Source organism: Actinoplanes sp. CA-142083 (assembly GCF_050942195.1).
Taxonomy (GTDB): domain Bacteria; phylum Actinomycetota; class Actinomycetes; order Mycobacteriales; family Micromonosporaceae; genus Actinoplanes.
In genome coordinates, this window is the sequence record NZ_CP192076.1 from 930,413 (window position 1) to 953,351 (window position 22,939).

General features: G+C 71.1%; 21 protein-coding genes. 6 read left to right on the top strand and 15 right to left on the bottom strand.

The window, feature by feature from the left end; translation table 11 throughout:
* Positions 1 to 1,008: a hypothetical protein gene (locus ACQPZX_RS04435; protein ID WP_433374652.1), complete on the top strand. Its 1,008-nt coding sequence runs from the start codon at positions 1 to 3 to the stop codon at positions 1,006 to 1,008.
* On the opposite strand, the gene ACQPZX_RS04440 is transcribed toward ACQPZX_RS04435, so the two are convergent.
* Both ACQPZX_RS04440 and ACQPZX_RS04445 read right to left on the bottom strand, forming a co-directional pair.
* The gene (locus ACQPZX_RS04440; protein ID WP_433374655.1) at positions 1,003 to 1,803 is read right to left on the bottom strand and encodes an MBL fold metallo-hydrolase; all 801 of its coding nucleotides are present in this window, start codon (positions 1,801 to 1,803) and stop codon (positions 1,003 to 1,005) included. The genes ACQPZX_RS04435 and ACQPZX_RS04440 overlap by 6 nt on opposite strands.
* A 62-nt stretch (positions 1,804 to 1,865) precedes the next feature.
* Complete coding sequence (locus ACQPZX_RS04445; RefSeq protein ID WP_433374658.1) at positions 1,866 to 3,413, bottom strand: alkaline phosphatase D family protein; 1,548 nt, start codon at positions 3,411 to 3,413, stop codon at positions 1,866 to 1,868.
* A 161-nt stretch (positions 3,414 to 3,574) separates the two neighbouring features.
* Here ACQPZX_RS04445 and ACQPZX_RS04450 point away from each other — a divergent pair, with 161 nt between their 5' ends.
* From ACQPZX_RS04450 to ACQPZX_RS04460, 3 genes are read left to right on the top strand one after another with little or no spacing between them, the layout of a single operon-like run.
* Complete coding sequence (locus ACQPZX_RS04450) at positions 3,575 to 4,789, top strand: NADP-dependent isocitrate dehydrogenase (RefSeq protein ID WP_433374661.1); 1,215 nt, start codon at positions 3,575 to 3,577, stop codon at positions 4,787 to 4,789.
* A 54-nt stretch (positions 4,790 to 4,843) separates the two neighbouring features.
* Entirely contained in the window at positions 4,844 to 5,761 is a 918-nt protein-coding gene (locus ACQPZX_RS04455; protein WP_433374664.1) for a GlxA family transcriptional regulator, read from the top strand.
* Between the two features lie 11 nt (positions 5,762 to 5,772).
* The gene (locus ACQPZX_RS04460; protein WP_433374667.1) at positions 5,773 to 6,405 is read left to right on the top strand and encodes a DJ-1/PfpI family protein; all 633 of its coding nucleotides are present in this window, start codon (positions 5,773 to 5,775) and stop codon (positions 6,403 to 6,405) included.
* Positions 6,406 to 6,607: 202 nt separating this feature from the next.
* On the opposite strand, the gene ACQPZX_RS04465 is transcribed toward ACQPZX_RS04460, so the two are convergent.
* From ACQPZX_RS04465 to ACQPZX_RS04485, 5 genes are all read right to left on the bottom strand, one after another.
* Positions 6,608 to 7,141, bottom strand: coding sequence for a DinB family protein (locus tag ACQPZX_RS04465; RefSeq protein ID WP_433374670.1), 534 nt, complete (start codon positions 7,139 to 7,141; stop codon positions 6,608 to 6,610).
* Between the two features lie 43 nt (positions 7,142 to 7,184).
* Positions 7,185 to 8,273, bottom strand: a complete 1,089-nt coding sequence (gene galT, locus ACQPZX_RS04470; RefSeq protein WP_433374673.1) for a galactose-1-phosphate uridylyltransferase — start codon at positions 8,271 to 8,273, stop codon at positions 7,185 to 7,187.
* Positions 8,270 to 9,046 carry a DeoR/GlpR family DNA-binding transcription regulator gene (locus tag ACQPZX_RS04475; protein ID WP_433374675.1) on the bottom strand — a complete coding sequence of 259 codons (777 nt, stop codon included), beginning with the start codon at positions 9,044 to 9,046 and terminating at the stop codon, positions 8,270 to 8,272. Before ACQPZX_RS04475 ends, galT begins: the two co-directional genes overlap by 4 nt.
* A gap of 70 nt (positions 9,047 to 9,116) precedes the next feature.
* The gene (locus tag ACQPZX_RS04480) at positions 9,117 to 10,031 is read right to left on the bottom strand and encodes a glycosyltransferase family A protein (RefSeq protein ID WP_433374678.1); all 915 of its coding nucleotides are present in this window, start codon (positions 10,029 to 10,031) and stop codon (positions 9,117 to 9,119) included.
* The gene (locus ACQPZX_RS04485) at positions 10,028 to 10,963 is read right to left on the bottom strand and encodes a sulfotransferase (protein ID WP_433374681.1); all 936 of its coding nucleotides are present in this window, start codon (positions 10,961 to 10,963) and stop codon (positions 10,028 to 10,030) included. The genes ACQPZX_RS04480 and ACQPZX_RS04485 overlap by 4 nt, the downstream gene beginning before the upstream one ends.
* Positions 10,964 to 11,025: 62 nt before the next feature.
* On the opposite strand from ACQPZX_RS04485, the gene ACQPZX_RS04490 reads away from it, so the two are divergent.
* Positions 11,026 to 11,811, top strand: coding sequence for a WecB/TagA/CpsF family glycosyltransferase (locus ACQPZX_RS04490; RefSeq protein WP_433374683.1), 786 nt, complete (start codon positions 11,026 to 11,028; stop codon positions 11,809 to 11,811).
* A gap of 681 nt (positions 11,812 to 12,492) precedes the next feature.
* The gene (locus ACQPZX_RS04495; RefSeq protein ID WP_433374686.1) at positions 12,493 to 12,867 is read left to right on the top strand and encodes a VOC family protein; all 375 of its coding nucleotides are present in this window, start codon (positions 12,493 to 12,495) and stop codon (positions 12,865 to 12,867) included.
* Here the strand turns inward: ACQPZX_RS04495 and ACQPZX_RS04500 are convergent.
* The 8 genes from ACQPZX_RS04500 to cysC all read right to left on the bottom strand — a co-directional run bounded on the left by ACQPZX_RS04500 (position 12,857) and on the right by cysC (position 22,930).
* A complete protein-coding gene (locus ACQPZX_RS04500; protein ID WP_433374689.1) occupies positions 12,857 to 13,852 on the bottom strand; it encodes a glycosyl hydrolase in 996 nt (331 codons plus the stop codon). The two genes, ACQPZX_RS04495 and ACQPZX_RS04500, sit on opposite strands and share 11 nt — an antisense overlap.
* Positions 13,845 to 14,573, bottom strand: coding sequence for a methyltransferase domain-containing protein (locus tag ACQPZX_RS04505; protein WP_433374692.1), 729 nt, complete (start codon positions 14,571 to 14,573; stop codon positions 13,845 to 13,847). Before ACQPZX_RS04505 ends, ACQPZX_RS04500 begins: the two co-directional genes overlap by 8 nt.
* Positions 14,570 to 16,024, bottom strand: coding sequence for an MATE family efflux transporter (locus tag ACQPZX_RS04510; protein ID WP_433374695.1), 1,455 nt, complete (start codon positions 16,022 to 16,024; stop codon positions 14,570 to 14,572). Before ACQPZX_RS04510 ends, ACQPZX_RS04505 begins: the two co-directional genes overlap by 4 nt.
* A gap of 65 nt (positions 16,025 to 16,089) precedes the next feature.
* Positions 16,090 to 16,968: a sulfotransferase gene (locus ACQPZX_RS04515; protein WP_433374698.1), complete on the bottom strand. Its 879-nt coding sequence runs from the start codon at positions 16,966 to 16,968 to the stop codon at positions 16,090 to 16,092.
* Between the two features lie 10 nt (positions 16,969 to 16,978).
* Positions 16,979 to 18,208: a hypothetical protein gene (locus ACQPZX_RS04520; protein ID WP_433374701.1), complete on the bottom strand. Its 1,230-nt coding sequence runs from the start codon at positions 18,206 to 18,208 to the stop codon at positions 16,979 to 16,981.
* A complete protein-coding gene (locus ACQPZX_RS04525) occupies positions 18,205 to 19,584 on the bottom strand; it encodes a hypothetical protein (RefSeq protein WP_433374704.1) in 1,380 nt (459 codons plus the stop codon). The genes ACQPZX_RS04520 and ACQPZX_RS04525 overlap by 4 nt, the downstream gene beginning before the upstream one ends.
* Complete coding sequence (locus tag ACQPZX_RS04530; RefSeq protein ID WP_433374706.1) at positions 19,581 to 21,323, bottom strand: Wzz/FepE/Etk N-terminal domain-containing protein; 1,743 nt, start codon at positions 21,321 to 21,323, stop codon at positions 19,581 to 19,583. Before ACQPZX_RS04530 ends, ACQPZX_RS04525 begins: the two co-directional genes overlap by 4 nt.
* An 86-nt stretch (positions 21,324 to 21,409) precedes the next feature.
* A complete protein-coding gene (cysC, locus tag ACQPZX_RS04535) occupies positions 21,410 to 22,930 on the bottom strand; it encodes an adenylyl-sulfate kinase (protein WP_433374709.1) in 1,521 nt (506 codons plus the stop codon).
* Positions 22,931 to 22,939: the final 9 nt, after the last annotated feature.

Genomic DNA, 22,939 nt, shown 5'->3' on the forward strand with positions numbered 1-22,939 from the left:
ATGACAACTGACCGAGCGACGGCCGCGTCGTGGGTGCGCGACGTGGCCGCCGGCCGGTGGGACAAGACGCTGGCCGAGCGGGACTTCACCCGCTCGGCCGGCGCCCTGGCCTACACTCGCAAGGTCGCCGACGGCGGGCGCCAGCAGCTCGTCCTCGACCTGTCCGCCCGCTCCGGCGAGTTCCAGTTGTCGCTGCGCGCCACGGTCGCGTACGCGTCGGTGGCGAAACTGGCGATCCGGCTGCTGGGCTCGAGGGCGGGCGCCTTCGGCAAGTCCAACATCGTTGACATGGGACTGCTCGACACCCTGGAGGCGAGCGCCCCGATGTGGGTGTTCTCGTCGCCGGAGGGTCTGGCGGCCCTGGCGCCGCAGGTCGACGGCTACCTGCTCGATCCGATGGTGTCCTATCTGGACGCCCGCGCCACCGTGGCGGCCTTCACCGAGGCGAAGCGCGCCGAGTGGCTGGCCGCCGAGGACCCCGCCCGCCCCAGCCGGTTCCCGGTCGTCGTGGCGGCCGGCGAGCTCACGCTGGGCGAGCCGGCGAAGGCGCTGGCCACGCTGGAGCGGGCGTATCCGGCCGGCACCCCCGGCCGCGCCGAGTACGCCGAGGCGTTCACGGTCGCCCGCGAGCTCGCCCCCGACGCTCAAGCGCCGCCGGCTTCCGCCGCGCCCGTCCTCACCTTCGAACTGACGACCGCCAACTCGCTGCTGGGGATCCCGGTCCCCAACCCCGGCCCCGACCAGATCGAGCGGGTCGTGCGCAACCTCACCGAGGACCGGCACTACACGGTGCTGCAGCGCTCCGACGGCGTCTACGCCCAGGTCGGCATCGGCCTCAAGACGGGCAGCGCCCCCGGCTCCTACGCCCTGGAGCACCGCGCCGGCCCGGAGGGCGAACACCTCCGCGCCGACACCACCGACCAGGACGCGGCCGTGCTCTTCCTGCAGCGCTTCCGCACCGGCGACGACTGGCGCGGCCACCACGAGTGGCGGCAGCTCGAGCTATAGCCGGCGGAAGGGCTCGCCGAGGTGGGAGACGGCCAGGATCGCTTGTCGATCGGTCACTTCCCTCAGCAGGCGTCGACGGCTCGCCCGGGCGAGCTCGGGGTCCATGTCACCCCAATAAGGCAGCTCGGGATCCAGCAGCTGAAGCATGTGGACCACCAGGTCGCCGGTGATCAGGAGGGCCTCGTCGCCGTCCTCCACCAGCACGGACTGGTGGCCGGGAGTGTGTCCGGGCGTCGCGACGATGCGGACGCCCGGGGTGAGCGGCGCGTCGCCGGCGAGCACGTGGAGGCGGCCCTGGGCCAGCAGCGGCTCGATCAGAAGGTCGAACTGGCCGGCCTTGTCGCGGTTGGCCTTGTAGGCGTCCACGTCGGCCTGCTGGACCACCACCCGGGCCGAGGTGAACGGCGAGTCGCCCGGGACGGCCCAGCCCATGTGGTCGTTGTGCAGGTGGGTGAGGACGATGGCGGACACCTCGGCGGGATCGATGCCCGCCGTGACCACCTCGTCGGGCAGGTGGCCGGGAACGGGAGCCCAGTCCGCTGCCAGCGCGCCGGCCGGCCCGATGCCGGCGTCGACCAGGGTCACCGGGCCGTCGCCGAGGCGGATCGCGTAACTGGTGAAGTGAAGCCACCAGTCGCCCGCGCCGGTGACCGCGGCGGGGTCGGCGGCGTCGGCCGCGGCCCACTGCTCCGCCGTCGCGTCGGGAAACGCCCGGTCGCGCGGCATGAAATACGGGCCCGCGGCGTCCACGAGCGCGGTGACCGTCAGGTGGCCGACGGTGTGGGTGAGCGGCATGGGATGGATTCTGCCGGGCGCGCGGGTCGGCCCGCGCGCCCGTTCGGGGGATCTGTGGATAACTACGCCGCGACGTCGGCGATGCCGGGGCGGCCGGCCTCGATGGTGAACCGCGCGGCCGTGCGCACCGAGGCGGTGGGCGCCAGGACCGTGTCGACCAGTCGCAGGCTCGCGGTCAACTCCGACGGCGTGACGTCGCAGACCACGTACCCGCGCTGGTTGTCGATGTAGCGCCAGTGCGGGCTCTCCGCCATGATCGGGTCGTAGGTCGCGTGGAAGGCGGCGACGTTCGGGTTGCCGCCCGAGGTGATGGAGGTGCCGGTGATCTCGGCGCCGACGATCGGGGTGGACGGGTCGTCGAAATCGGGGCGCAGGTCGCTGACCCAGGTGCAGTGCCGGTCGCCGGTGAGGATCACGGGGTTGTCCACGTGCCCGCTGCCGAAGTACGTCAGCAGCCGCTTGCGCTGCGCCCGGTAACCGTCCCAGTTGTCGAAGTCGAAGGTCTGCGTCGGGCCGGCCGTGCGGTCGTTCTGCGCCCACATCACCTGGTTGGCGAGCAGGTTCCAGCGCACCCCGCTGTGCCGCAGCCCGTCCACGAGCCAGCGCTCCTGCTCGGGGCCGGTCATCGTCAGGGACTCCGACGACGCGTCGGCCAGAGTGGCGGGCTGATCGCTTCGGTACTGCCGGGTGTCGAGCACGTGCACCCCGGCCAGCGAGCCGAATCGCAGCCGCCGGTAGACCTGCATGTCGAGCCCGCGCGGCAGCGACGACCGGCGCAGCGGCATGTGCTCGTAGTAGGCCTGGAACGCGGCGATCCGCCGGGCCCGGAAGGATTCAGGGGTCTGCGCGGCGGGGTCCTGCGGGATCTCGTCGGCCCAGTTGTTGTCGATCTCGTGATCGTCGAAGGTCACGATCCAGGGGAAGGCCGCATGCGCGGCCTGCAGGTGGGGGTCGCTCTTGTAGGTCGCGTGCCGGGCGCGATATTGGTCCAACGTGTACGGCTCGTCCGTGCCCTCGTGTTGCCGGATGGCGGCCGCGTTGCGCGGGCCCTCGTAGATGTAGTCGCCGAGGAACGCGACGAACGCCAGATCTTCGGCCGCCATGTGCGTGTAGGCGTTGTAGAAGCCGGCCTGGAAGTCCTGGCACGATGCGAAAGCGAAGCGCAGCCCGCGTGGATGAGCAGTGGGCGCCGGTGCGGTACGCGTACGGCCAATTGGTGTGATTTGTCCCGAGAGGCGGAATCGGTAGTAGTAGACCGTGTCGGGCCGCAACCCGCGGACGTCGACGTGAACGGAATGTCCGAGCTCCGGTCGGGCGATCGCGGTCCCGGATCGGCGGCCCCGGGCAAAGCGAGAATCAAGGGCAATTTCCCACCGTACGGGGAAAGAGCGGTCCGGAAGGCCAAGGGCTCGCGTCCAGAGCACGACACCGTCGGGCAGGGGATCGCCGGAGGCGACGCCGAGCGTGAAGACGTCGGCCGGCACGTCGTGCGATGTGTTCGCGTACGCCGCGGCCGGCCGGACCAACAGTGGCCCGGTCGCCACCGCGGCGCTTCCGGAGAGGAGCAGTCGTCGGCTGAGCGGCTGGTTGAGCTTCTCGGATAGCGACATGCCTCGATGGCACCCAGGTGAGGCCACGATCGCCCAACTTAAGGTAAAACGGGCAATAGCGATATGGATAACACCAGGTCGGGGGCGGTCGACGATCTTCACCCCCTGGGCAGTACGCTCGTACTGCTAAAGCATGGTTTTCGGGAGAGGAGCGCCGGCCGATGGCGAAAATCAAGGTCACAAACCCGGTCGTGGAGCTCGACGGCGACGAGATGACCCGGATCATCTGGAAGCAGATCCGGGAGCAGCTGATCCTGCCCTACCTCGATGTCCCCCTCGAGTACTACGACCTGTCGATCCAGCACCGCGACGAGACCGACGACCAGGTGACGATCGACGCGGCCAACGCCATCAAGCGGCACGGCGTCGGCGTCAAGTGCGCCACCATCACGCCCGACGAGGCCCGGGTCGAGGAGTTCGGCCTCAAGAAGATGTGGCGCTCGCCGAACGGCACGATTCGCAACATCCTCGGCGGCGTCGTCTTCCGCGAGCCGATCATCATGCAGAACGTGCCCCGGCTCGTACCGGGCTGGACCAAGCCGATCATCATCGGCCGCCACGCCCACGGCGACCAGTACAAGGCCACCGACTTCGTCGCGCCGAGCGCCGGCAAGTTCACGATGACCTTCACGCCTTCGGACGGCTCCGAGCCGATCGAGTTCCACGTGGCCGACTTCCCGGCCGGCGGCGTCGGCATGGGCATGTACAACTACGACGAGTCGATCCGCGACTTCGCGCGCGCCTCGTTCCGGTACGGCCTGGCCCGCAACTACCCGGTCTACCTCTCCACGAAGAACACGATCCTCAAGGCGTACGACGGCCGGTTCAAGGACCTGTTCGCCGAGATCTTCGAGAGCGAGTTCGCCGACCAGTTCGCCAAGGCCGGCCTCACCTACGAGCACCGGCTCATCGACGACATGGTCGCCGCCGCGCTCAAGTGGGAGGGCGGTTACGTCTGGGCCTGCAAGAACTACGACGGTGACGTGCAGTCCGACACGGTGGCGCAGGGCTTCGGCTCGCTCGGCCTGATGACGTCGGTGCTGATGACGCCGGACGGCAAGACCGTCGAGGCCGAGGCCGCGCACGGCACGGTCACCCGGCACTACCGGCAGTGGCAGAAGGGCGAGAAGACCTCGACCAACCCGATCGCCTCGATCTTCGCGTGGACCGGCGGCCTCAAGCACCGCGGCGTGCTCGACGGCACCCCGGCGGTCACCGAGTTCGCCGAGACCCTCGAGAAGGTCTGCGTCGAGACCGTCGAGGGCGGCCAGATGACCAAGGACCTCGCGCTGCTCATCGGCCGCGATGCCCCTTGGCTGACGACGGACGAGTTCATGAACGCTCTGGACGAGAACCTCGCCCGCAAGGTGGCCTAAAAGGTTGGAAGCTCGTCGTTGCGGTCGCCCTCGGGCGGCCGCAACGATTGTTTTATGACCCACCACGTGCAGATCGTGCTCTTCGACGGCGTGCAGAGCCTCGACGTGACCGGCCCGTTGGAGGTCTTCACCTACGCCGGGGCGTATAGCGTCACGACCGCGAGCGTCGGTGGCGCTGCGGTCCGCACCTCGAGCGGGCTGCGGTTGACGCCCGATTCGCCCCTGGAAGAACCCCCGGACACCCTGGTCGTGCCCGGCGGCGAGGGCACCCGCGAGCCGCCGCCTGACGTCGTCGCCTGGCTGCGGTCGCAGGGCGCCGCGTCGCAGCGGATCATGTCGGTCTGCACGGGCGCGTTCCTGCTCGCGGCGGCGGGTCTGCTCGACGACAAGCGAGCCACCACCCATTGGCAGTACTGCGAATCGCTGCGGACGCGCCACCCCAAGGTCGACGTCGACGCCGAGCCCATTTACGTCCGCGACGGCCGGATCGCCACCTCGGCCGGCGTGACCACCGGCATCGACCTCGCGCTCGCGCTGGTCGAGGAGGACCTCGGCCGCGACGTGGCGCTTGCCATCGCCCGCGGCCTGGTCATGTTCCTGCGCCGGCCGGGCAGCCAGAGCCAGTTCAGCGCCCAGCTCGCCGGCCAGGTCGCGCACCGCGAGCCGCTGCGCGAGGTGCAGCGCCTGATCGCCGAGCACCCCGAGCGCGATCTGTCGGTGCCGGCCCTCGCGGCCGCCGCCAACCTCTCACCCCGGCAGTTCAGCCGGGCGTTCACCGCCGAGATCGGTGTCCCGCCGGGTCGCTACGTCGATCGCGTACGCCTGGAGACCGCTCGCCGCCTGCTCGAGGACACCTCCGACGGCGTGGCCGAGGTCTCGCGCAAGGCCGGCTACGGCACCCCCGAGGCGATGCGCCGCGCCTTCCTCCAGGCCCTCGACGTGTCCCCGGCCGAATACCGCCGACGCTTCTGAAGGAGAAGACCATGCAGATCAACATCCTCCTGTACGACCGGATGACCGCCCTCGACGCGGTGGGACCCTATGAGGCGCTCAGCCGTTTCCCCGGCAACGAGGTCCTGTTCGTGGCCGAGAAGGCGGGCCCGATCCGCACCGACACCGGGTTTCTGACACTGATCGCCGACGCGTCCCTCGACGAGGCGCCCCCGGCCGACATCGTGCTGGTCCCCGGCGGCTACGCGCCGCCGTTGACGCCCGGCCCGATCCACGAGTGGCTGCGCGCCGCCGACTCCACCTCGACCTGGACCACGTCGGTCTGCGTCGGCTCGCTGATCCTCGGCGTCGCCGGGCTGCTCGAGGGCCGCCGGGCCACCTCGCACTGGATGGCGCTGGACCACCTGCGCGACTACGGCGCCGAGCCCACCGCCGACCGCGTCGTCTTCGACGGCAAATACGCCACTGCCGCCGGCGTGTCGTCCGGCATCGACATGGGCCTGGCGCTGCTCGGCAAGATCTTCGGCCCGGAGGCGGCGATGGTCGTCCAACTGGGCATCGAGTACGACCCGCAGCCGCCTTTCCAGGCCGGCTCCCCGGCGAAGGCGCCGGACCCGATCGTCACGTTCCTGCGGGAGAACCGGGACATGGTGGTGCAGCTTTAAACCTATGCTGCAAATTGCATGTTTACTTCCGTAACCGGTGGATAAGGCCCTCGTTTTTCAGGGCGAAAGACGGTCGCGCGGCTGAGGGTTCGCCCGCCGATGGCTGCCTTGTCCCGGGCGCCTTTCGGTTCCCTCGGCATTGAGCGCGACCTGTCCCTTCCCTGCGGGGGGCCTTGTCCCGGGCCCCCCGCCCCTAAAATCGCTACTGCCCGATGCGGCCGTCGATGCGCTCGCGCAGGAAGTCGGCGTGGCCGTTGTGCCGGGCGTACTCCTCGATCATGTGGACCAGGACCTCGCGCAGCGCCAGGTCGCCCTCGCCCACGTAGCCGAGGTCTTCGATGGAGTCGACGTAGTCCTCGGCGAACGCGATCTCGTTCTTCCAGGTCTGGAAGGCGTCGGTCACCACCTCGGGGTCGGCCACCGCGCCGTTGAAGTCCAGGTCGCGGTCCTCTTCGGTGCGGTAGTGCCGCTTGACGTCGAAACCGGCCAGGTGCACCCGGAACCAGTTCTGCTCGACGCCGGCCATGTGCCGCACCAGGCCGAGCAGCGACATGTTCGACGGCTCGACCGAGCGCGCCGCGAGCTGCGCGGCGTCCAGATCAGCGCACTTGAGCTCCAACGTGATCCGCTGATCGCGTAGGTACCCGATCAGGGTCTCGCGCTCACCGGTGAAGCCGCCCTCGGTGCGGGGGTCGTCATCGGGGTGGACGAACATGTTGGACCAGGCAAATCCCATAGTTAGACCCTCTGTCAGCCGAGCGCGCAAAGCAACTGTGATCTCACAGAGAGCGCAGGGTCTCGGCCGCCTTCTCGGGGACGATGTCGTTGATGAAGGCGCCCATCGCGGACTCCGAGCCGGCCAGGAACTTCAGCTTGTCGGCGGCCCGGCGGATGCTGAACAGCTGCAGGTGCAGGTAGCCCAGCTCGCGCCCCTCGCCCACGACCGCCTGGTGCCAGCCGGAGATGTACGGCATCGGCTTGCCGAACAGCGCGTCGAAGCGGCGCAGCACGTCCAGGTAGAGCGGGCCGAACGCATCGCGCTCCTCGTCCGAGAGGGCGGGCAGGTCGGGCACCTTGCGGTGCGGGGCCAGCTGCACCTCGTACGGCCAGCGGGACGCCGCCGGCACGTAGGCCGTCCAATGCTCGTTAGAGGCCACGACGCGTACGCCCGAAGCGCGCTCGGCCGCGAGCACGTCGGTGTAGAGGTCGCCACCCGTCCGCGTGCGGTAGCGGTCAGCGGCCCGCAGCATCTGCTGGGTGCGCGGCGGCACCGTGGGGTAGGCGTAGATCTGCCCGTGCGGGTGGTGCAGCGTCACGCCGATCTCGACGCCCCGGTTCTCGAACGGGAAGACCTGAGCCACGCCCGTGATCTGCGACATCTCCAGGGTGCGGTCGGCGAGCACGTCGACCACCGTGCGCACCCGCGACGGCGAGAGCTTGCCGAACGAGCCGTTGTGGTCGCTGGTGAAGCAGATGACCTCGCAGCGCCCGATGCCCGGCCGCACCGGCACCAGGTCGGTCAAAGACGTGATCTCGTCGGGCTTGATGCGGTCGCTGAACGACGGGAACTGGTTCTCGAAGACCACCACGTCGTAGTCGGGCGCCGGGATCTCGCTGGCGAACGACGGCGTCGACGGGCAGAGCGGGCACGCGTCGCTGGGCGGCAGGAACGTACGCGTCTGCCGGTGCGCCGCGACCGCCACCCACTCGTCGACCAGCGGGTCGTAGCGCAGCTGGGAGGCCGGCGGCGGGGTCGGGAGGTGCCGCGTGTCCGGGTACTCGGCCCGGTGCGTGTGCGGCTCCTCGTTGAAGTAGATCAGCTCCCGGCCGTCCGAGAGGCGGATGGCCGTACGGTTCTTGAAAGTCACTGTCCGCTCACCACTACAAGCTCGGGCACGGTTTCCTCCAGCAGCGTGCGTGCCTGCTGATCGAGGCCGTCGTCGGTGATCAGCACGTCGGCGCGCTCGAGCGGGACGATCGAGGAGATGCCGACCGTGCCCCACTTGGTGTGGTCGGCGAGCACGACCAGGCGCTCGGCCGCCTCCACCAGGGCCCGGTTGACGTCGGCCTCCATCAGGTTGGGGGTCGTGTATCCGGCGCGCTCGCTCATGCCGTGCACGCCGAGGAAGAGCATGTCGAGGTGCAGCGTGCCGATCGCGGCGACCGCCACCGGGCCGACGAGCGCGTCGGAGGGGGTGCGCGTGCCGCCGGTGAGCACCACCGTCTGGTCGGGGCGCCCGGCGCGGTAGAAGACGTCGGCGACCGGAATCGAGTTGGTCACCACGGTCAGCGAGGGGACGTCGACCAGCCGTTGCGCGAGGCCGGCCGTGGTGGTGCCGGCGGAGAGCGCGATCGCGTCGCCGGGGGAGACGAGGCCGGCGGCGTGCATGGCCATGGCCGCCTTTTCCGCGCGCTGGCGGACGGACTTGGCGGCGAAGCCGGGCTCGTGCGCCGAGCCGGGGCTCACCGTGGTGGCGCCGCCGTGTACCTTCGCCAGAAGGCCGCGATCGGCCAGCGACTCCAGGTCGCGGCGGATCGTCATGTCGGAGACGCCGTACTCGGTGGCCAGCTCACTGACCCGGACGCCGCCGGCGGCCCGGACCCGGTCGAGGATGGCGGCCTGGCGCTGTTGGGCGAGCATTAAAGCATCCGCACTAATTCGAACACACCCGAACACTACAGTGTGGGTTGGTGTGGTGGAAAGAGTGAGTTCAGATACCCCGCCCGCGTTTGTGCAGCGCCGAGAGAACATTCTCGACCTTGACCGCACCGGTCATCGCCGCCAGCGCGATCGCCGTCCGCGGCTCCCTCCAGTTGGCCCGCACCGCCTCCTTGCTGAACTGCCAGGCCTGACCGCGGTTGCCCGAGGCCGCCGACCAGCACGCCAGCTGACCGTATACCCGCGCCGCGCCGGGCTTGCACCCGCTGATCTCGGGGTGGCGCTGCATCATCCACCGCAGCGAGGAGATCTTGGTGGCGTACTCGTACGCGTAATGCGACGTCCGCCCCCACAGCACCCGCACCAGCGGCTCGTCGAGGTGCACGATCGGCGCCCGGCGGGCGGCCCGCAGCAGCAGGTCCCAGTCCTCGTTCTGGCTGCCCGGCGCGTCCTCGGCCACGAGACCGATCGCGTCCTCGGCGAGCGCCTCCCGCCGGAGCAGGAACGACGACGAGTGCAGCATCGCCATCCTGGAGCGGGCCAGCTCGTCGACGGTCACCCGGCTGCGCCCGGCCAGCCGCGGCGTGCACCGACCCTCGTACTCGACCTCGATCGCACACGTCGCCATCTCGGCGTCCGGGTCGGCGAGCAGCGCGGCGACCTGGCGGCGCAGCTTGTCCGGCAGCCAGCGGTCGTCGTCGTCGCAGAACGCCACGAACTCGGTGTCCAGCGCGAGGATGCCGGTGTTGCGGGCCCCGGCCAGGCCGGACGTGCGCCAGTTGGTGAGCACCAGCACCTGCACCCCCTCGGTGGAGGCGAGCAGATAGTCGGGCTCGGTCTGGTCGTACACGACAAGGATCTTCAAATCGCCGGGGTAGCGCTGGTCGCGCACCGACGCGATCGCCCGGCGGACCAGCTCGGGCCGGTTGCGGGTGGGGATGACGACTCCGACCGAGGGCCAGTTCACCTAGAGACCTCCGAAGGAGACAGCGGATATCCGTACGCCCGCAGCATGGGCGCGCAGACGGCGCCGACCAGGCGCCGTTGCCGGCTCGGCAGCGCCGAGACCCAGGCGTCGTCCCGGCGCAGCGCCACCCGCCCGACGGTGAAGCGCATGGGGTTGCCGGCCGCGCTGTGGCCCACCTTCAGGTCGGCGTGTCCGTCCTCCACAAAGGATAAATCGGACGGCCCGAGCACGATGCCGGCGAACGACGCCAGGTCGGCCAGGGCAACCAGCGGGTCGGACACGAACTCCTCGTAGCGGATCCGGCGCACCGGCACCCCGCGCCGGGCGAGCAGCCCGAACGCCGCGTTGTGCGCGTTCCACAGCAGCGCCGACCGGCCGGGGGAGTAGCGCGTCATCTCGGCGGCGCCGTCGGTCTCCGGCCGGGAGACCGTCTTGGTCCAGGAGTACGCGACCCCGCGCGCGTCCCGCACCACGTGCACCACCCGCAGGTTCAGGTCGCCCGCCCAGCGCAGCACGTGGGCCAGCGCCGAGTGCTTGGAGGAGTCGACGACGATCCGCGCGCCGGAGACCTCGGCCGCCGCCGCGTACACCCGGGAGTAGTACTCGGCGTATTCGTGCACCTCCTCCGGCGCCTCGACGGCGGTGGCCAGCCGCGGGATGTGCCGGGTGCGCTCGACCGCCGCCCGCAGGTAGTGCACCCGGTCGACGTCGACGTTGTGCCAGCCACCGAACGCGAGCGCGCCGACCCGCCGCCAGAACTGGCAGGCCGAGAAGCGCGCGCCGCAGCCGCAGCGCTCGTCGTCGCGGAGGTCGCGCTGCCAGAGGTGGACCACCTCGCCGAGCGCGCACACCCCGGGAAGCTCGCCGAGCAGACGTTCGACGAGCGTTGTCCCGCTACGTCCTAATCCACCCAGAAATAACACCCGTGCCACTTTGGCCCACCTTCGCTCGTTTCGCTCCTATAACGAGGCAAACACCGTGAAGGAGGCGACAGGTGACCATCGAGGCTTTCGACCGGGTTGACCTGGACGGCACGGGCATCGACCGGATCACCGAGGCCGAGGTTGTGGCGGTGGTACGGGACGCGCTGAACCGTGGCCGGGGCGGTCGGATCATCACCCCGAACATCGACATCCTGCGCCGGGCGCAGGTCGACGAGGAGGCCCGCGAGCATCTCGACGACGCCGACCTGATCGTGGCGGACGGCATGCCGCTGATCTGGGCGAGCAGGCTGGGCGGCACCCCACTGCCGGAGCGGGTGGCCGGCAGCAGCCTGATCTGGTCCCTCTCCGAGGGGCTGGCCCGCGACAAGAGGTCGATCTTCGTGATCGGCGGCGCGCCGGAGAACGACGGCGCGGCCCGCGCCGCCGACAAACTGGAAGAGAAATGCGCCGGGCTGCGGGTGGCCGGCACGCTCTGCCCGGACTTCGGCTTCGAGCACGATCCCATCGCGTACGAGCAGTTCTGCGCGAAGGTGATCGACGCCCGCCCGGATCTGGTCTTCGTCGGGCTCGGCTTCCCCAAGCAGGAGCGGATGATCGCCCGGCTGCGCCCCGAACTGCCGCAGGCGTGGTTCATCGGCTGCGGGGCGGCGGTCAACTTCGTGGCCGGCGACGTGGCCCGGGCGCCGCGCTGGATGCAGCGCACCGGCCTGGAGTGGGCCCATCGCCTGGGTGTCGAGCCGCGCCGGCTGGCCGGTCGCTACCTGCGGCACGACGCGCCGTACGCGCTGAAGCTGCTCGCGCAGGCGCCAGCCCAGCGGGTGCGCGCCCGCGACTGACCCGCACCGGCCGCCGCTACCCACCGGTCGCCGCGATGCGCTGGTTGCCGGGTTGCGGCAGGTGGGGCCGCTCGCGGCGTGGCGGTTGTCGAGCGGGGCCTGCCATGGCCCGGGCGGCGCTTGCCTGGCCGCGGTGAGTGCCGCCTGTTGCGCGGGGTGCGTGGGCGCTCGCCACAGCCGGGCCACGGGCGCGCCCCGCGCCGATGCTGATGAGTTGCTGTTCGAGGCCGACACGTATTCATCATCGTCAGCCTCGCTCGACCGACTGCTGTCCGATATGGCCGCAAATTCGCGCATCGTTCTCACGAGGTGGACCCATTCGCCCAGAGGTCGAGACGCGCCGCCGGCATGCAGACGGGCGTCCCGACAATCGAGAACGAGCGTCACACCGTGGGACCATTCCAGGCCCGGCTCGATGGGCCGCGCCACTGCGGCCACCCGTTCTCCCGCTTTGTAGGGCCGCTCGCACCCACGCCCCACCGCAACCATCGCCAGGGAGATCTCCGAAGCGATGGCCGGGGGAACGGGGCGGAGGCCTCGCGAACTTGACCTTCCACGCGTCCCGCAGACCGCCCCCACCCGGGTTGGGAGGGGCCAAGCGAAGCACCTGGGTACGACAAGAATCCGCGGACGTCCACAGGTGAGGCGGCGAATCTAACAGTACGAGCGTACTGTTACGGCATGGCGTTCGCATTTGAAGACCTGCACCACGTCCAGCTGCTGTGCCCGCCCGGCGGCGAGGAGGCCGCCCGCGCCTTCTACGCCGGCGTGCTCGGCATGACCGAGCTGGCGAAGCCCCCGGTGCTGGCGGCCCGGGGCGGGTGCTGGTTCCGGGCCGGGGGTTGGGAAGTGCACGTGAGCCCGGTGGCGGCCTTCATCCCCGAGAAGAAGGCCCATCCGGGCGTACTCGTCCATGGTCTTGATCTTTTGGCGGAGCGGCTCGAAGCCGCCGGTCACCCGGTCGAGTGGGATCCACACTTCCCGGGTCACCGGCGGCTCTACGCGCGGGACGCGCACGGCAACCGGCTCGAGTTCCTGGAGCCGATCAGGGATTGAAGTACGGGTCCTTCGCCAGCGCGTGGAAGGCCCGGAACGCCGCCTTGTCGCCGGTGAGCTGGAACTGCTTGGTCGGGCCGTTGCCCTCGGGATCGGACTCGAAGTAGGCGACGGCCTTGATCTGCGGGTTGGCCTTGAAGGTCCGCTCGGCGTCCTTGAGCCAGGCCGCCCGCCCGGCCGAGCCCCACGCCTTGGCCACCCCGAACTCGCCGATGACGATCGGCTTGGGGTGCTGCGCGGCCCAGGTCAGGAACGGGCCCATGAGCTTGCCGATCGGCTGGAAGACCTCGCCGGCGTAGACGTCCACGCAGGTCCAGTCGACCTGGTCGTCGCCGGGGTAGAAGTCGGCCGCGTCGCCGCGGATGAAGCCCTCGGCGGTCGGGCACCACACCCAGGAGACGTTGTTCGCCCGTTCCTGCTTGAAGATCGCGCGCACGTACTTCCAGGCCGCGATGTAGTCGCCGCCGGACCACATCGTCGCCCGCAGGTTGGGCCGGTCCATCTCCCAGCGCATCCGCAGCAGCACCGGCCGGTGGATCTTGCGGATGGCCCGGGCCTGCTTGCGGATCAGGTCGTCGTGCTCGCCGTCCAGGATGGACCGGTTGTCGCCGGTGGCCCAGCTGACCATCAGCGTCGCGCCCTGGGCCAGGAACTCCTTGTCCGAGGACGTGCCGACCATCTGCTCGAAGCGGCGGTACGTGTTGATGATGCTGAGCTTGCGGCCGAGGTCGTTCTCGAGCGTGTCGACCGCGGCGAGCCGGCCCACGTGGGTCAGCTCGTCCGGTTTGATCCACGCCCCGACCAGCGCGCCCTTCTTGGGTGCCCGGACCGGTCCACTCAGGAAGGGCCCGCGGTTGACAGCGACGGCGGCGGGCTTTCCCGACAAATCGGGCGTCGGCGTTGGAGAGTCCTTTTTGTCCCCGCCGCCGGTGCAGCCCGCCAGCAGGAGCACCACGGCTGATAGGGACAAGAACCACTTACGCACGACGAGCGGTGTAAAGGACATTCACCGCATACCCATCGGTCCCCGGAAGCCGCCGCATCGCCGCGTCGGCCGCCCGGGCCAGCGGATTCCCATGCAGCGACGGCGTGATCATCGAGAAGCCGCGCCGCTCGACGATCTCGAAGCCGTGCCGGTCCAGCAGCTTCTCCACCTGCTCGTGGGAGAGCTCGGCGAACCAGCGGTCCCCGCGGTGCCGGCGCGCCCGCAGGTGCCGCAGCGACTCGGCGTTGCCGTGGTTCTCCACCACCAGCACACCCGCGTTCGAGTCCGGCAGTGCCTTGGCCGCGAACGCGAGCGCCCGGTCGCGGATCGCCTCGTCCACATTGAGCAGCAGGCGGAACATCGTCACGATCGCCGGGGTGCCGGCCGCCACCGGCTCGGGCACCGGCCCGTCCGTCGGCACCTGGTGCCAGTGCGCGTGCGAGCCCACCTCGGCCGCCTTCGCCATCATCTCGGCCGACGTGTCGTAGCCGTGCGCCTCGCGGACCAGCCCGTGCAGGGTGCGGATGGCCCGGCCGGTGCCGCAGGCGAAGTCGTGCTGCACCGGCGCGCGGGGGCCGAACTCGCGGCGTACCAGCGTGCGCAGGTAGTCGCGTTGCCGCTGGTTGATCTGCGACGCGTAGCTCTCCGGCGCGTACGTGATGTTCTCGTACTTCTCGACGGCCTCGGTGTCCTGAAACACCTTGGTGTAATCCGTGCTCAACGGGTCCTCCTCCGAGGTCGAAATGTGAACGCGTCCAGCGCGAGGGGGCCGCGCAGCAGCCAGACCCCCGCCAGGAAGGCTGGTACCGAGATCGCGAGGCCGACGGGACCGCCGGCCAGGGGCAGCGCGCCGAAGCAGGCGATCGACAGCAGCGCGGCGGCCCGGGTGCCCTTGCCGAAGGGGTGCAGGCCGACCGCGCGCCCGACCTGTACCAGCGGCAGCACGTTGTTGGCGACCATGGCGCAGGCCAGGCCGATCGCCGCGCCGAGCGCTCCGAACCGGGGGATCAGCAGCACGTCGAGGCCGATCGTCACGGCCAGCGCGATCAGCACGTTGACGAGGTTCCACGAGGTGCGCCCGGCCATCGCGAGCACCATGTCGACCATGCCGCAGCCGGTCGCCACCAGCATCGCGCTCGCCAGCACCACCACGACGTTCTGCCCGGCGGTGTAGTTGTCGCCGAAGAGCCGCAGGTAGAGCGGCGCCAGCTGGATCACCAGCAGGTTGATCGGCCAGGTCACCATGACGAGCCAGCCGGTCGCGGTCTGGTAGAGGTGGTTGGCGCCCGCGCGGTCGCCGGTGGCCAGCGCCTCGGCCAGCCGCGGCTGCACCGATTGGGAGATCCCCTGGTTGGCGAACTGGATAAGCACGACAAATCGCCCGGCTACCGCGTAGACGGCGGCCGGCGCGAGACCACCCAGGGCCGCCACCAGCAGCACGTCCACCCGCTGCAGCGCGAGCTGGGCGACGCTGGCGAGCGCGCGCGGGCCGGTGAAGCGCCAGAAGTCGCGGCGCAAGGCGCGCCTTTCGGACCGGCGGGTGGTCGCTCCGGGCGGCTTGCTCGCCCTATAGAGCTTTTTGAGCGCGTACGCCGAGAGCACCGTCACCGGCAGATACGGCAGCGCCCACGCCAGGGCGAAGGCGGGCAGTGACCCCGCCGTCCACAGTGCTACCACGCCGACCGCGCTGACCAGCAGCAACTGCAGCGTGCTGCGGACAATCCGGTCGAAGGCCACGGTCGGCCGCATCGCGCGGTAGCCGCGAGTCGCCGTGAGCAGGGCGTCGGTCATCGCCTGGAGAGGCAGGAACAAGGCCAGCACCCGCAGGCCCGCGGTGTGCGCTCCGACGACGTCGGCCGCTTCGTGCGCGGTCGTGCGGGCGATCGCCGGGGCGGCGAGCCACATCACGACCGCCAGCACCAGGGACATCGCGATGACGGGGGTGAGGCCGGCGCGCAGGCAGGCGCCGAGGAGCTCGGGCCGCCCGGTGGCGCGCAGCCGGGACGGCCAGTAGACCAGGCCGGTCTGGGTGCCCAGCTTGGCCAGGCCGCCGGCCAGCACGAACGCCGCCGTGGAGGCGAAGAAGGCGCCGGCCTGATCGGGGCCGAGCGATCGGGCGACAATCCAGGTGACCGCGAATCCGGTGCCTCCCGCGAGCGCGGAACCGACCATGTTGGCCAGACCGCCGCGCGCGACGCCGCGCGTACCCTGAAAGCCAGATTTTTCTTTTAAATCCGTCATGTGCGGCGCCAGATGGGCATCCGGCCCAGCCATCGGGCCAGCGCGTCGTCGTGGGCGAGGTAGTAGTCGGTGAGCTCGCGGCGCAGCCCCGGATCCATGTCGGCCTGCCGGGGGCGGGCGTTGTGCCGCTCGAACGGCGGACGCTCCAGATAGGACGGCAGCCCGAGGAAGTCGCAGACCTCGTCGTAGACGTCCTCCGGATCGGTGAAGAACCGCTCGCTCTCCACCACGTGGATCCGCTCCCGGCCCACGTGCTGCGCCATCACGCTCAGGTAGCGGGCGTACTCGCCGCGCCCCCGGTACGCGTGGTGCTGGTGGGCGAAGCTGTAGTACGACGGATCCTCGGCCAGCCGCTCCTCCTGCCGGTGCAGCCGGGCCGGCTCGAGCGCCAGCGCCGCCCCGAAGTCCCGCTCGGTCTCGAAGCCGCGCGCCACCTCGTGGTGGTGCTGCGAGTACGCCCGCTCGACCGGGTCGCGCACCAGCACCAGCAGCCGCGCCTCGGGCAGGTCGTGGGCGATCCGGGCGGCCGCCTGCGGGTGGTACATGTAGTACGGGCTCGACTCGAAGGTCTGCGCCGGCACGCCGTAACGTTCCGCGATCTTGTCGCCGCTGCGGTGCAGCGGGAAATGCGCCTTGTACCAGCCGAGCCCGCGGTCGTACGAGGTGTCGAAGTAGTGCACGCCCTTGTGCAGCACGGCCTTGAGCACCACCGGGTGCGCGGCCAGCGCCCGGTACATCGAGGTCGTCCCGCAGCGCTGGCCGCCGCAGATCAGGAACGACGGGGTCATCCGGCCGGGGCTGGTCAGCCGCCCGTACGAGCGGGAGCCCAGGTGCACGACCCGCTTCATGGGCGCGGGCATCTTGCGTACGTCCATCGCGCTCTCCTCAGAGCTCCTCGACCCGGCGGATCAGCACCGGCAGCAGCCAGGTGCCGAGCACGCCCAGGCGGGCGCCCGCCTCGGCCTGACGGTCGGTCAGATAGCGGACCGCGAGGTCCACCAGGTACAGCAGCGCGGTGACCTCGCGGCCGGTCGCCGGCACGCCGAACGGCGCGAGCAACTCGCCGGCCCGGCGCACGGTCTGCTCGACCGCGTCCTTGGCGTCGCCGGTCGACTGGATCCGCTTCTGCAGCTCGTGGTGGATCGCGTCGAAGCCCATCGGCACGCCGGTCGCGAACCGCTCCCAGTCCCAGACCAGCAGCGCGTCGGCGAGGTTCGCCATGTTCCAGGGCGCCCAGTCGCCGTGCCACGCGCCGTACCGGAAGACGGTGTCGCCGGCGTGCTTGACCAGCAGCTCCGCCGCCGAGCCCAGCCCCGCGCCCTCGGAGCGGTCGCCCACCGCCGTGAGCCGGCCGCGCAGCTCGCCCCAGTACGCGCTCTCGTCCAGCGGCCCCGACGTGTAGCCGCAGCACCCGGCGATGTCGAGCATCGCGGCGACCAGCCGGCGCTGGGTCAGCGGCGCGCGCGGCAGCCAGACCGGCAGCGCCGACTGGACCAGCACCTCGAGGCCGCGCCACTCTCCGGCGTGCAGCACCCGGGGCACGGTCAGCCGGGTGAGGCCGGTGCCGGCCAGCGCGGTCAGCGCCGCGGTCTCCGCCTTGACCAGCTGCTTGGTGAGAGCGCCGGTGCCGAGCTTGCCGAAGCCGAACGTGTCGCCATCGGGGCTGATCAGCTGGAGCACGGGCTTGCGGTTGGCCCGCGCCGGACCGATGTGGACGCTGACCGAGAGCTCACGGCTCAGTTGCTCGCTGAGGTAGCCGTCGATGCTCGAGGAGAACGGGCCGGTCACCCGTACGCGATCGCGCAGCAGCACGGCCGACGCGCCGGTCCGCATAGCGGCGATCACGGCGTCGCGCTTGAGTTTCGCCGAGCGCGACTGCGGCTCGGCGTAGCGGCGGACCGCCGCGGCCGCCACCCGGCGCGAGCCGGACGGGACCAGCAGCTTGGGCCGGCGGGCGTCCGGCACGACGAGGTATTCGGCGATCGGGGTGCCGGGCGAGCCGTCGGTGCGGCACGGCCACGGGTAGAGGAGGTCGAGCACCTCGGTCAGGTACTGCGTACGCAGCGCGGCATCGCCCGCGGTCAGCTCGGCCGGAGCCGTCTTCACCGGGCTCATGTGGTATCCCCCTCGGTTGAGTTGCGCCAGAGCAGCGCGAAGGCCAGAACCATGAAGGCCAGAGGGGTGACCAGCGAGTTGTACCAGAGCATCGCGGAGAACGACGTGACCAGCGCGGCGCTGCCGGCCACCCCGATCGCGCTGCGGTCCCGGCGGAAGCGCCACAGGCCGTAGGAGAAGAAGCCGAGGTAACCGGCCGTGCCGGCGATGCCGTGCGCGAAGAGCAGCTGCCACAGCTGGCCGTTGCCGCCCACGGTGAAGTTGCCGCAGCGCTCGCAGCCGGCGCTCTCGCCGACCGTGATCGACTGGCGGCCGCCGGCGGTGTTCCGGGTGCCGCCGTACCCGACCACCGGCGAGCCGGTGAAGCCGTCCAGCGCCCGGTCGATCAGGAACGAGCGCACGCCGTTGGACTTGCCGTTGTCGAGCCGGGCGGTGACCACCGTGCCGAGCGGGGTGGCGATCAGCGCGACGCCGAGCATCGCGGTGGCGACCGTGAGCAGGCCGATGATCCAGAGCTTGCCGGCCAGCACGTAGCGGGCGGCCACGTAGACGATCAGCACGCCCAGGCCGATCCACAGGCCGCGGTTGAGCGAGAAGACGGCCGGAGCGATCGACACCAGCAGGCAGACGACCGCCCAGAACTTGTTCCGCGGCCGGCCGGTCTGCCAGGCCGCGACGACCAGCCAGCCCGCCAGCAGGCAGAAGTTGTTGCCCCAGGTGTTGGTGTACCCCCAGGGCGCGGCCGGGCGCGGCTTGTCCCCGCCGACGATATCCATGATCTGCGCGGCGTAGGGGTGCACCAGCGACTGCACGAAGCCCTTGTTGCGCACGCCGTGCGGCAGCAGCAGCTCGACCGGCGACGTGAACTGGAAGTTCCCGGCGACCATGCCGAGGAGTCCGCCCGCCACCGTCACCACGAAGAGCCAGCCCAGCAGCTTGACCAGGCGGCGCTTGGGCAGCTCGGCCTCGGTCAGGTTGCCGGCGTAGACCAGCAGCACGGTCAGCGCCACGTACATGATCAGCTTGTAGGCCGCACCCGGCAGCCGGTCGCTCGCGTGCTCGGCGATGGTGCCGGCCGGATCGGCGCCGAGCGCGCCGATGCTGACCACCACGGCCACCAGAAACAAAGCCCACCAGGCGAAACCGGGTGGCAGGCGCAGCGGCCGGCCGGCGGCCCGGCGTCGCAGGAGCAAAATCAGCATGGGTACGGCCATGAGCGCGAAGATCAATACGCCGAGCCCGAGCGCCCACCACAGCGGATAGAGCGCGAGGATGCTCGCCACCGGCCAGGCCGGCAGGTTCAGTGGCTTGCGCGCGCCGTGTGCGGGGCCGCCGGTCCGTTGGGTATCCGCGGTGGCCGGGGCAGCCGGCGTCACTTCCCGTCGCCGTCCTTGGCCATCCCGGACATGTCGATCACCGCGGTGATCTCGTCGGCCGCTTCCGCCGTCCGGGGCCGGACCTGCGGCTTCTCCTGGGTCTTCTCGGCCATCTTGGCCTTCTCGGCGGCCGACATGGTGTTGGTCGGGAAGCGCATCGGCTGGGTGAGGTCCCCGTCGGAGATCTTGTCGTTCGGCGACAGGGTCACCGCGGGCACGTTGACCTCGGGCGACGGCAGGTTCGACAGGCGGGGGAGGACCACCGCGCCCAGCAGCGGGGTGCCGACCCGCTGGAGCTGCTCGGCCGCGTCCAGCAGGGCGGGGCGGCGCGACTTGCGCAGCTCGACCGCGAGCAGGGCGGCGTCGGCCAGGCTCGCCAGGCCCTGCGCGTCGGCGCTGCTGCTGGTCGAGGGCGCCTCGATGACCACGTATCCGCCCTGCCGGCGCAGCGTCTCGAGGGTGTCCTTGAGGCGCTGCGACTGCATGAGGCCGGCCGCCGTGGCCGCGCCGCCGGTGGTGATCACCCGCAGGGACGGGATGCGCGGGGTGCGCTGCAGCGCGCGGGCCAGACCGACCCGGCCGGCCAGCAGGTCGGAGAGGCCGGGCACGGCCGCGACGCCGAGCATCCGGGCCAGCGGCGCGGCGTCGACCACGCTGTCCGGCAGGTGCGCGCCGATCAGCACGACGTCGCTGCCGGTACGGGCCAGCGCGGCGGCGAGGTTCGCGGCCACCAGGGTCGCGGCCGACCCGCGGCTCGTGCCCGTCACCACGATCACCTGGTCGCTGGGGTTCAGCGTCGCGAGGATCTCGTTGCGCAGCCGGTTGAAGACCCGGCCGCCGGCGCCGTACGGCTGCAGCACGTCGTCGAAATGCGGCGTGGTGCGCTCGTCCAGCGCGGCCAGCACGTTGACCCGGCCCCGGTCGCGCACGTCGGCCGCCGAGCGCAGCCGCCGGTCGAACCTTTCCCGCACGAACGCCAGCGCCACCCCGAGCAGCAGCCCGATCATGCCGCCGGTGGCCACATTGACCATCGGGTTGGGGCTGGTCGGGGTCTCCGGCAGGCGCGCGTCGCTGATGATGCTGCCGGCCCCGACCGTGGTCGTGGTCAGCTCGTTGAGCCGGCCGGTCAGCCCGTTCAGCTGGTTCTGCGAGTTGCTGCGCAGGCTCAGCAGGTTGCCCTCGTCCGGGCTGCCCTTCACCGCCCGGGCGAGCCGCCCGTTGATCCCGGTCAGCGTCGTGGTGAGCTGCTTGATCTTCGCGGTCAGCGTCTTGATCTGCTGGTCGAGGCCGCTCTGCGCGGTCTCCTCACGGTTGCGCAGGTACGCCTCGGCGAACGCGTGCGACCCGGACTGCGCCTCCTGCGGCGACCCCGCCTTGAACGTGATCATCAGGACGGTGGTGTTCGCCGGCACCTCGACGGAGACATCCCGGGCCAGGTCGATCGGCGAGCGCGGCGAACGCAGCAGGGCCGCGGCCTTGGTGGCCACCGCGCCCGAGCCGACCAGCTGTGCCTCGGTGTCCAGGTTGACCGTGCCCTTGGTGCGGCCGCCCTGCGCGTTCGTGTCCTGGTCGAGAGACTGCACCAGGACCGCGGTCGACGACTCGTACACCTTGGGCAGCGCGCTGGTCAGCGCCGCACCCGCGCCCAGGCCCGCGGCCGTCGCGGCCAGCGCGATCCACCAGTGACGGCGGAAGATGCCGAGGTAGTGCGAGACATCCGCGGGGCGAGACGCTTCCATCGGTTGGCGGCCCTTTCGGGGGTGGAGTGAGTTCGGGCGTTTTGCCCCCGAGGGGTAAACGGCTCACTCCCGCCGACGTGATGGGGTCAGCTCAGTTTCGGCTCCACCCAGCCGTTCTCGACCAGGTACGCGAGGACCAGCTCGATGCCCTCGGGCACGGTGATCGTGGTGGTGTCGATGGTCAGCTCGGCGTCGGCCGGCTCCTCGTACGGGTCGTCGATGCCGGTCATGCCGCGCAGCTGGCCGGCCCGGGCCCGCGCGTACAGGCCCTTGCGGTCGCGCTGCTCGCAGACCTCGAGCGGGGTGTTCACGTGGACCAGCACGAAGCCGGCGCCGGCGTCCTGCGCCATCCGGCGGACCGCCGCGCGGGCCGACTCGTAGGGCGCGATCGGGCAGGCGACGGCCACCCCGCGATGGCGGCCCACCTCGGCGGCGACCCAGCCGATCCGGCGTACGTTGCGGTCGCGATCTGCTTTGGAGAAGCCCAGCCCCGCCGAGAGCTCGCGCCGCACCACATCGCCGTCGAGCAGGGTGATCGTGCGATCGCCGGACTCGCGCAGCGAGTCGGCGAGGCCGCGGGCGATGGTCGACTTGCCCGAGCCGGAGAAGCCGGTGAAGAACACCACCAGACCCCGGTGCCGGCGCGGCGGGCGGGCCCGGACCAGCTCCTTGGCCACCGCGGGCGGGGTGTGCCACTCGGGCAGCGGGAAGCCGCGGTCGAGCACGTCGTCGATCTCGGCGGGAGTCATCGCGAGGCGGCGGTTGCGCGGCGGGATGTCGTCGCGCCAGCGCCACTGGCCGTCGCGGTTGTCGTAGGCGAGCTCGCGGGGGACCAGCACGCGCAACCCGCCGCCGGAGAGCATCTCGCCGGTGGAGAGGACGTGGGTGACACCGTACGCGGCGGCCACGCGCGCCCGCAGCAGCGCGTCGCGCATCTCGTCGCCGCGGTTCAGCAGCGGGACGGCGACGATCGTGGCCGGGGGCATCCGGTCGCGGGCGGCGAAGATCGCCCGGACCAGCGCCTCGGGGGGCAGGCCGTCCGGGCCCGGGCCGCTCACCGGGATGAGGATCAGCAGGTGGGCGGCGAGGGTGCGGGCCGCGTGCGCGATCTGGGCGAGCTGCGGGCGGTGCAGCGGCCGGTCGGCGATCACGCCGAGCACCCGTCCGGGTGGCAGCAGGGCCCGGACCTCGCCGGGCGTGCGCCGCAGCCGCTGGAACGGCCCGTGCCCGCCGTCACCCATCCGGCGTACCGTGCCGCCGACACCGTAGGCGCGTTCCTTGGCCGGCCACGCGTCGGTGACCTCGAGCGCCGCGACCGGCGCGCCCTCCGGGTCGGTGAGGATGATCGTGCGGTGCAGCGGGTCCTCGAGGACCAGGTCGCTCGCGATCTCGGCCGGCACCTCGAGCGTCACCGCGACCGGCCACGGCGTGCCGTCGGCGAGCTGCCCGCGGCGGCGCAACGAGTTCAGGTCGGCGCGGCCCAGGAAGCCGGTGAGCGGCGCATACGCCCCCGAGAGCAGCAGCTCGAGGTCCGCGAGCTCGTGCGCGTGCGGCGTGTACGACGGCGCGTCACGCAGGACGTCCTCGGGAAGCACCGAACCATTCACCTTCGTATC

Excerpts from the sequence above, each read along its gene's own strand:
- ACQPZX_RS04435 (WP_433374652.1), top strand. The coding sequence starts at position 1 with ATGACAACTGACCGAGCGACGGCCGCGTCGTGGGTGCGCGACGTGGCC.
- ACQPZX_RS04440 (WP_433374655.1), bottom strand. The coding sequence starts at position 1,803 with ATGCCGCTCACCCACACCGTCGGCCACCTGACGGTCACCGCGCTCGTG.
- ACQPZX_RS04445 (WP_433374658.1), bottom strand. The coding sequence starts at position 3,413 with ATGTCGCTATCCGAGAAGCTCAACCAGCCGCTCAGCCGACGACTGCTC.
- ACQPZX_RS04450 (WP_433374661.1), top strand. The coding sequence starts at position 3,575 with ATGGCGAAAATCAAGGTCACAAACCCGGTCGTGGAGCTCGACGGCGAC.
- ACQPZX_RS04455 (WP_433374664.1), top strand. The coding sequence starts at position 4,844 with ATGACCCACCACGTGCAGATCGTGCTCTTCGACGGCGTGCAGAGCCTC.
- ACQPZX_RS04460 (WP_433374667.1), top strand. The coding sequence starts at position 5,773 with ATGCAGATCAACATCCTCCTGTACGACCGGATGACCGCCCTCGACGCG.
- ACQPZX_RS04465 (WP_433374670.1), bottom strand. The coding sequence starts at position 7,141 with ATGGGATTTGCCTGGTCCAACATGTTCGTCCACCCCGATGACGACCCC.
- ACQPZX_RS04475 (WP_433374675.1), bottom strand. The coding sequence starts at position 9,046 with ATGCTCGCCCAACAGCGCCAGGCCGCCATCCTCGACCGGGTCCGGGCC.
- ACQPZX_RS04495 (WP_433374686.1), top strand. The coding sequence starts at position 12,493 with ATGGCGTTCGCATTTGAAGACCTGCACCACGTCCAGCTGCTGTGCCCG.
- ACQPZX_RS04510 (WP_433374695.1), bottom strand. The coding sequence starts at position 16,024 with ATGGTCGGTTCCGCGCTCGCGGGAGGCACCGGATTCGCGGTCACCTGG.
- ACQPZX_RS04515 (WP_433374698.1), bottom strand. The coding sequence starts at position 16,968 with ATGGACGTACGCAAGATGCCCGCGCCCATGAAGCGGGTCGTGCACCTG.
- ACQPZX_RS04520 (WP_433374701.1), bottom strand. The coding sequence starts at position 18,208 with ATGAGCCCGGTGAAGACGGCTCCGGCCGAGCTGACCGCGGGCGATGCC.
- ACQPZX_RS04530 (WP_433374706.1), bottom strand. The coding sequence starts at position 21,323 with ATGGAAGCGTCTCGCCCCGCGGATGTCTCGCACTACCTCGGCATCTTC.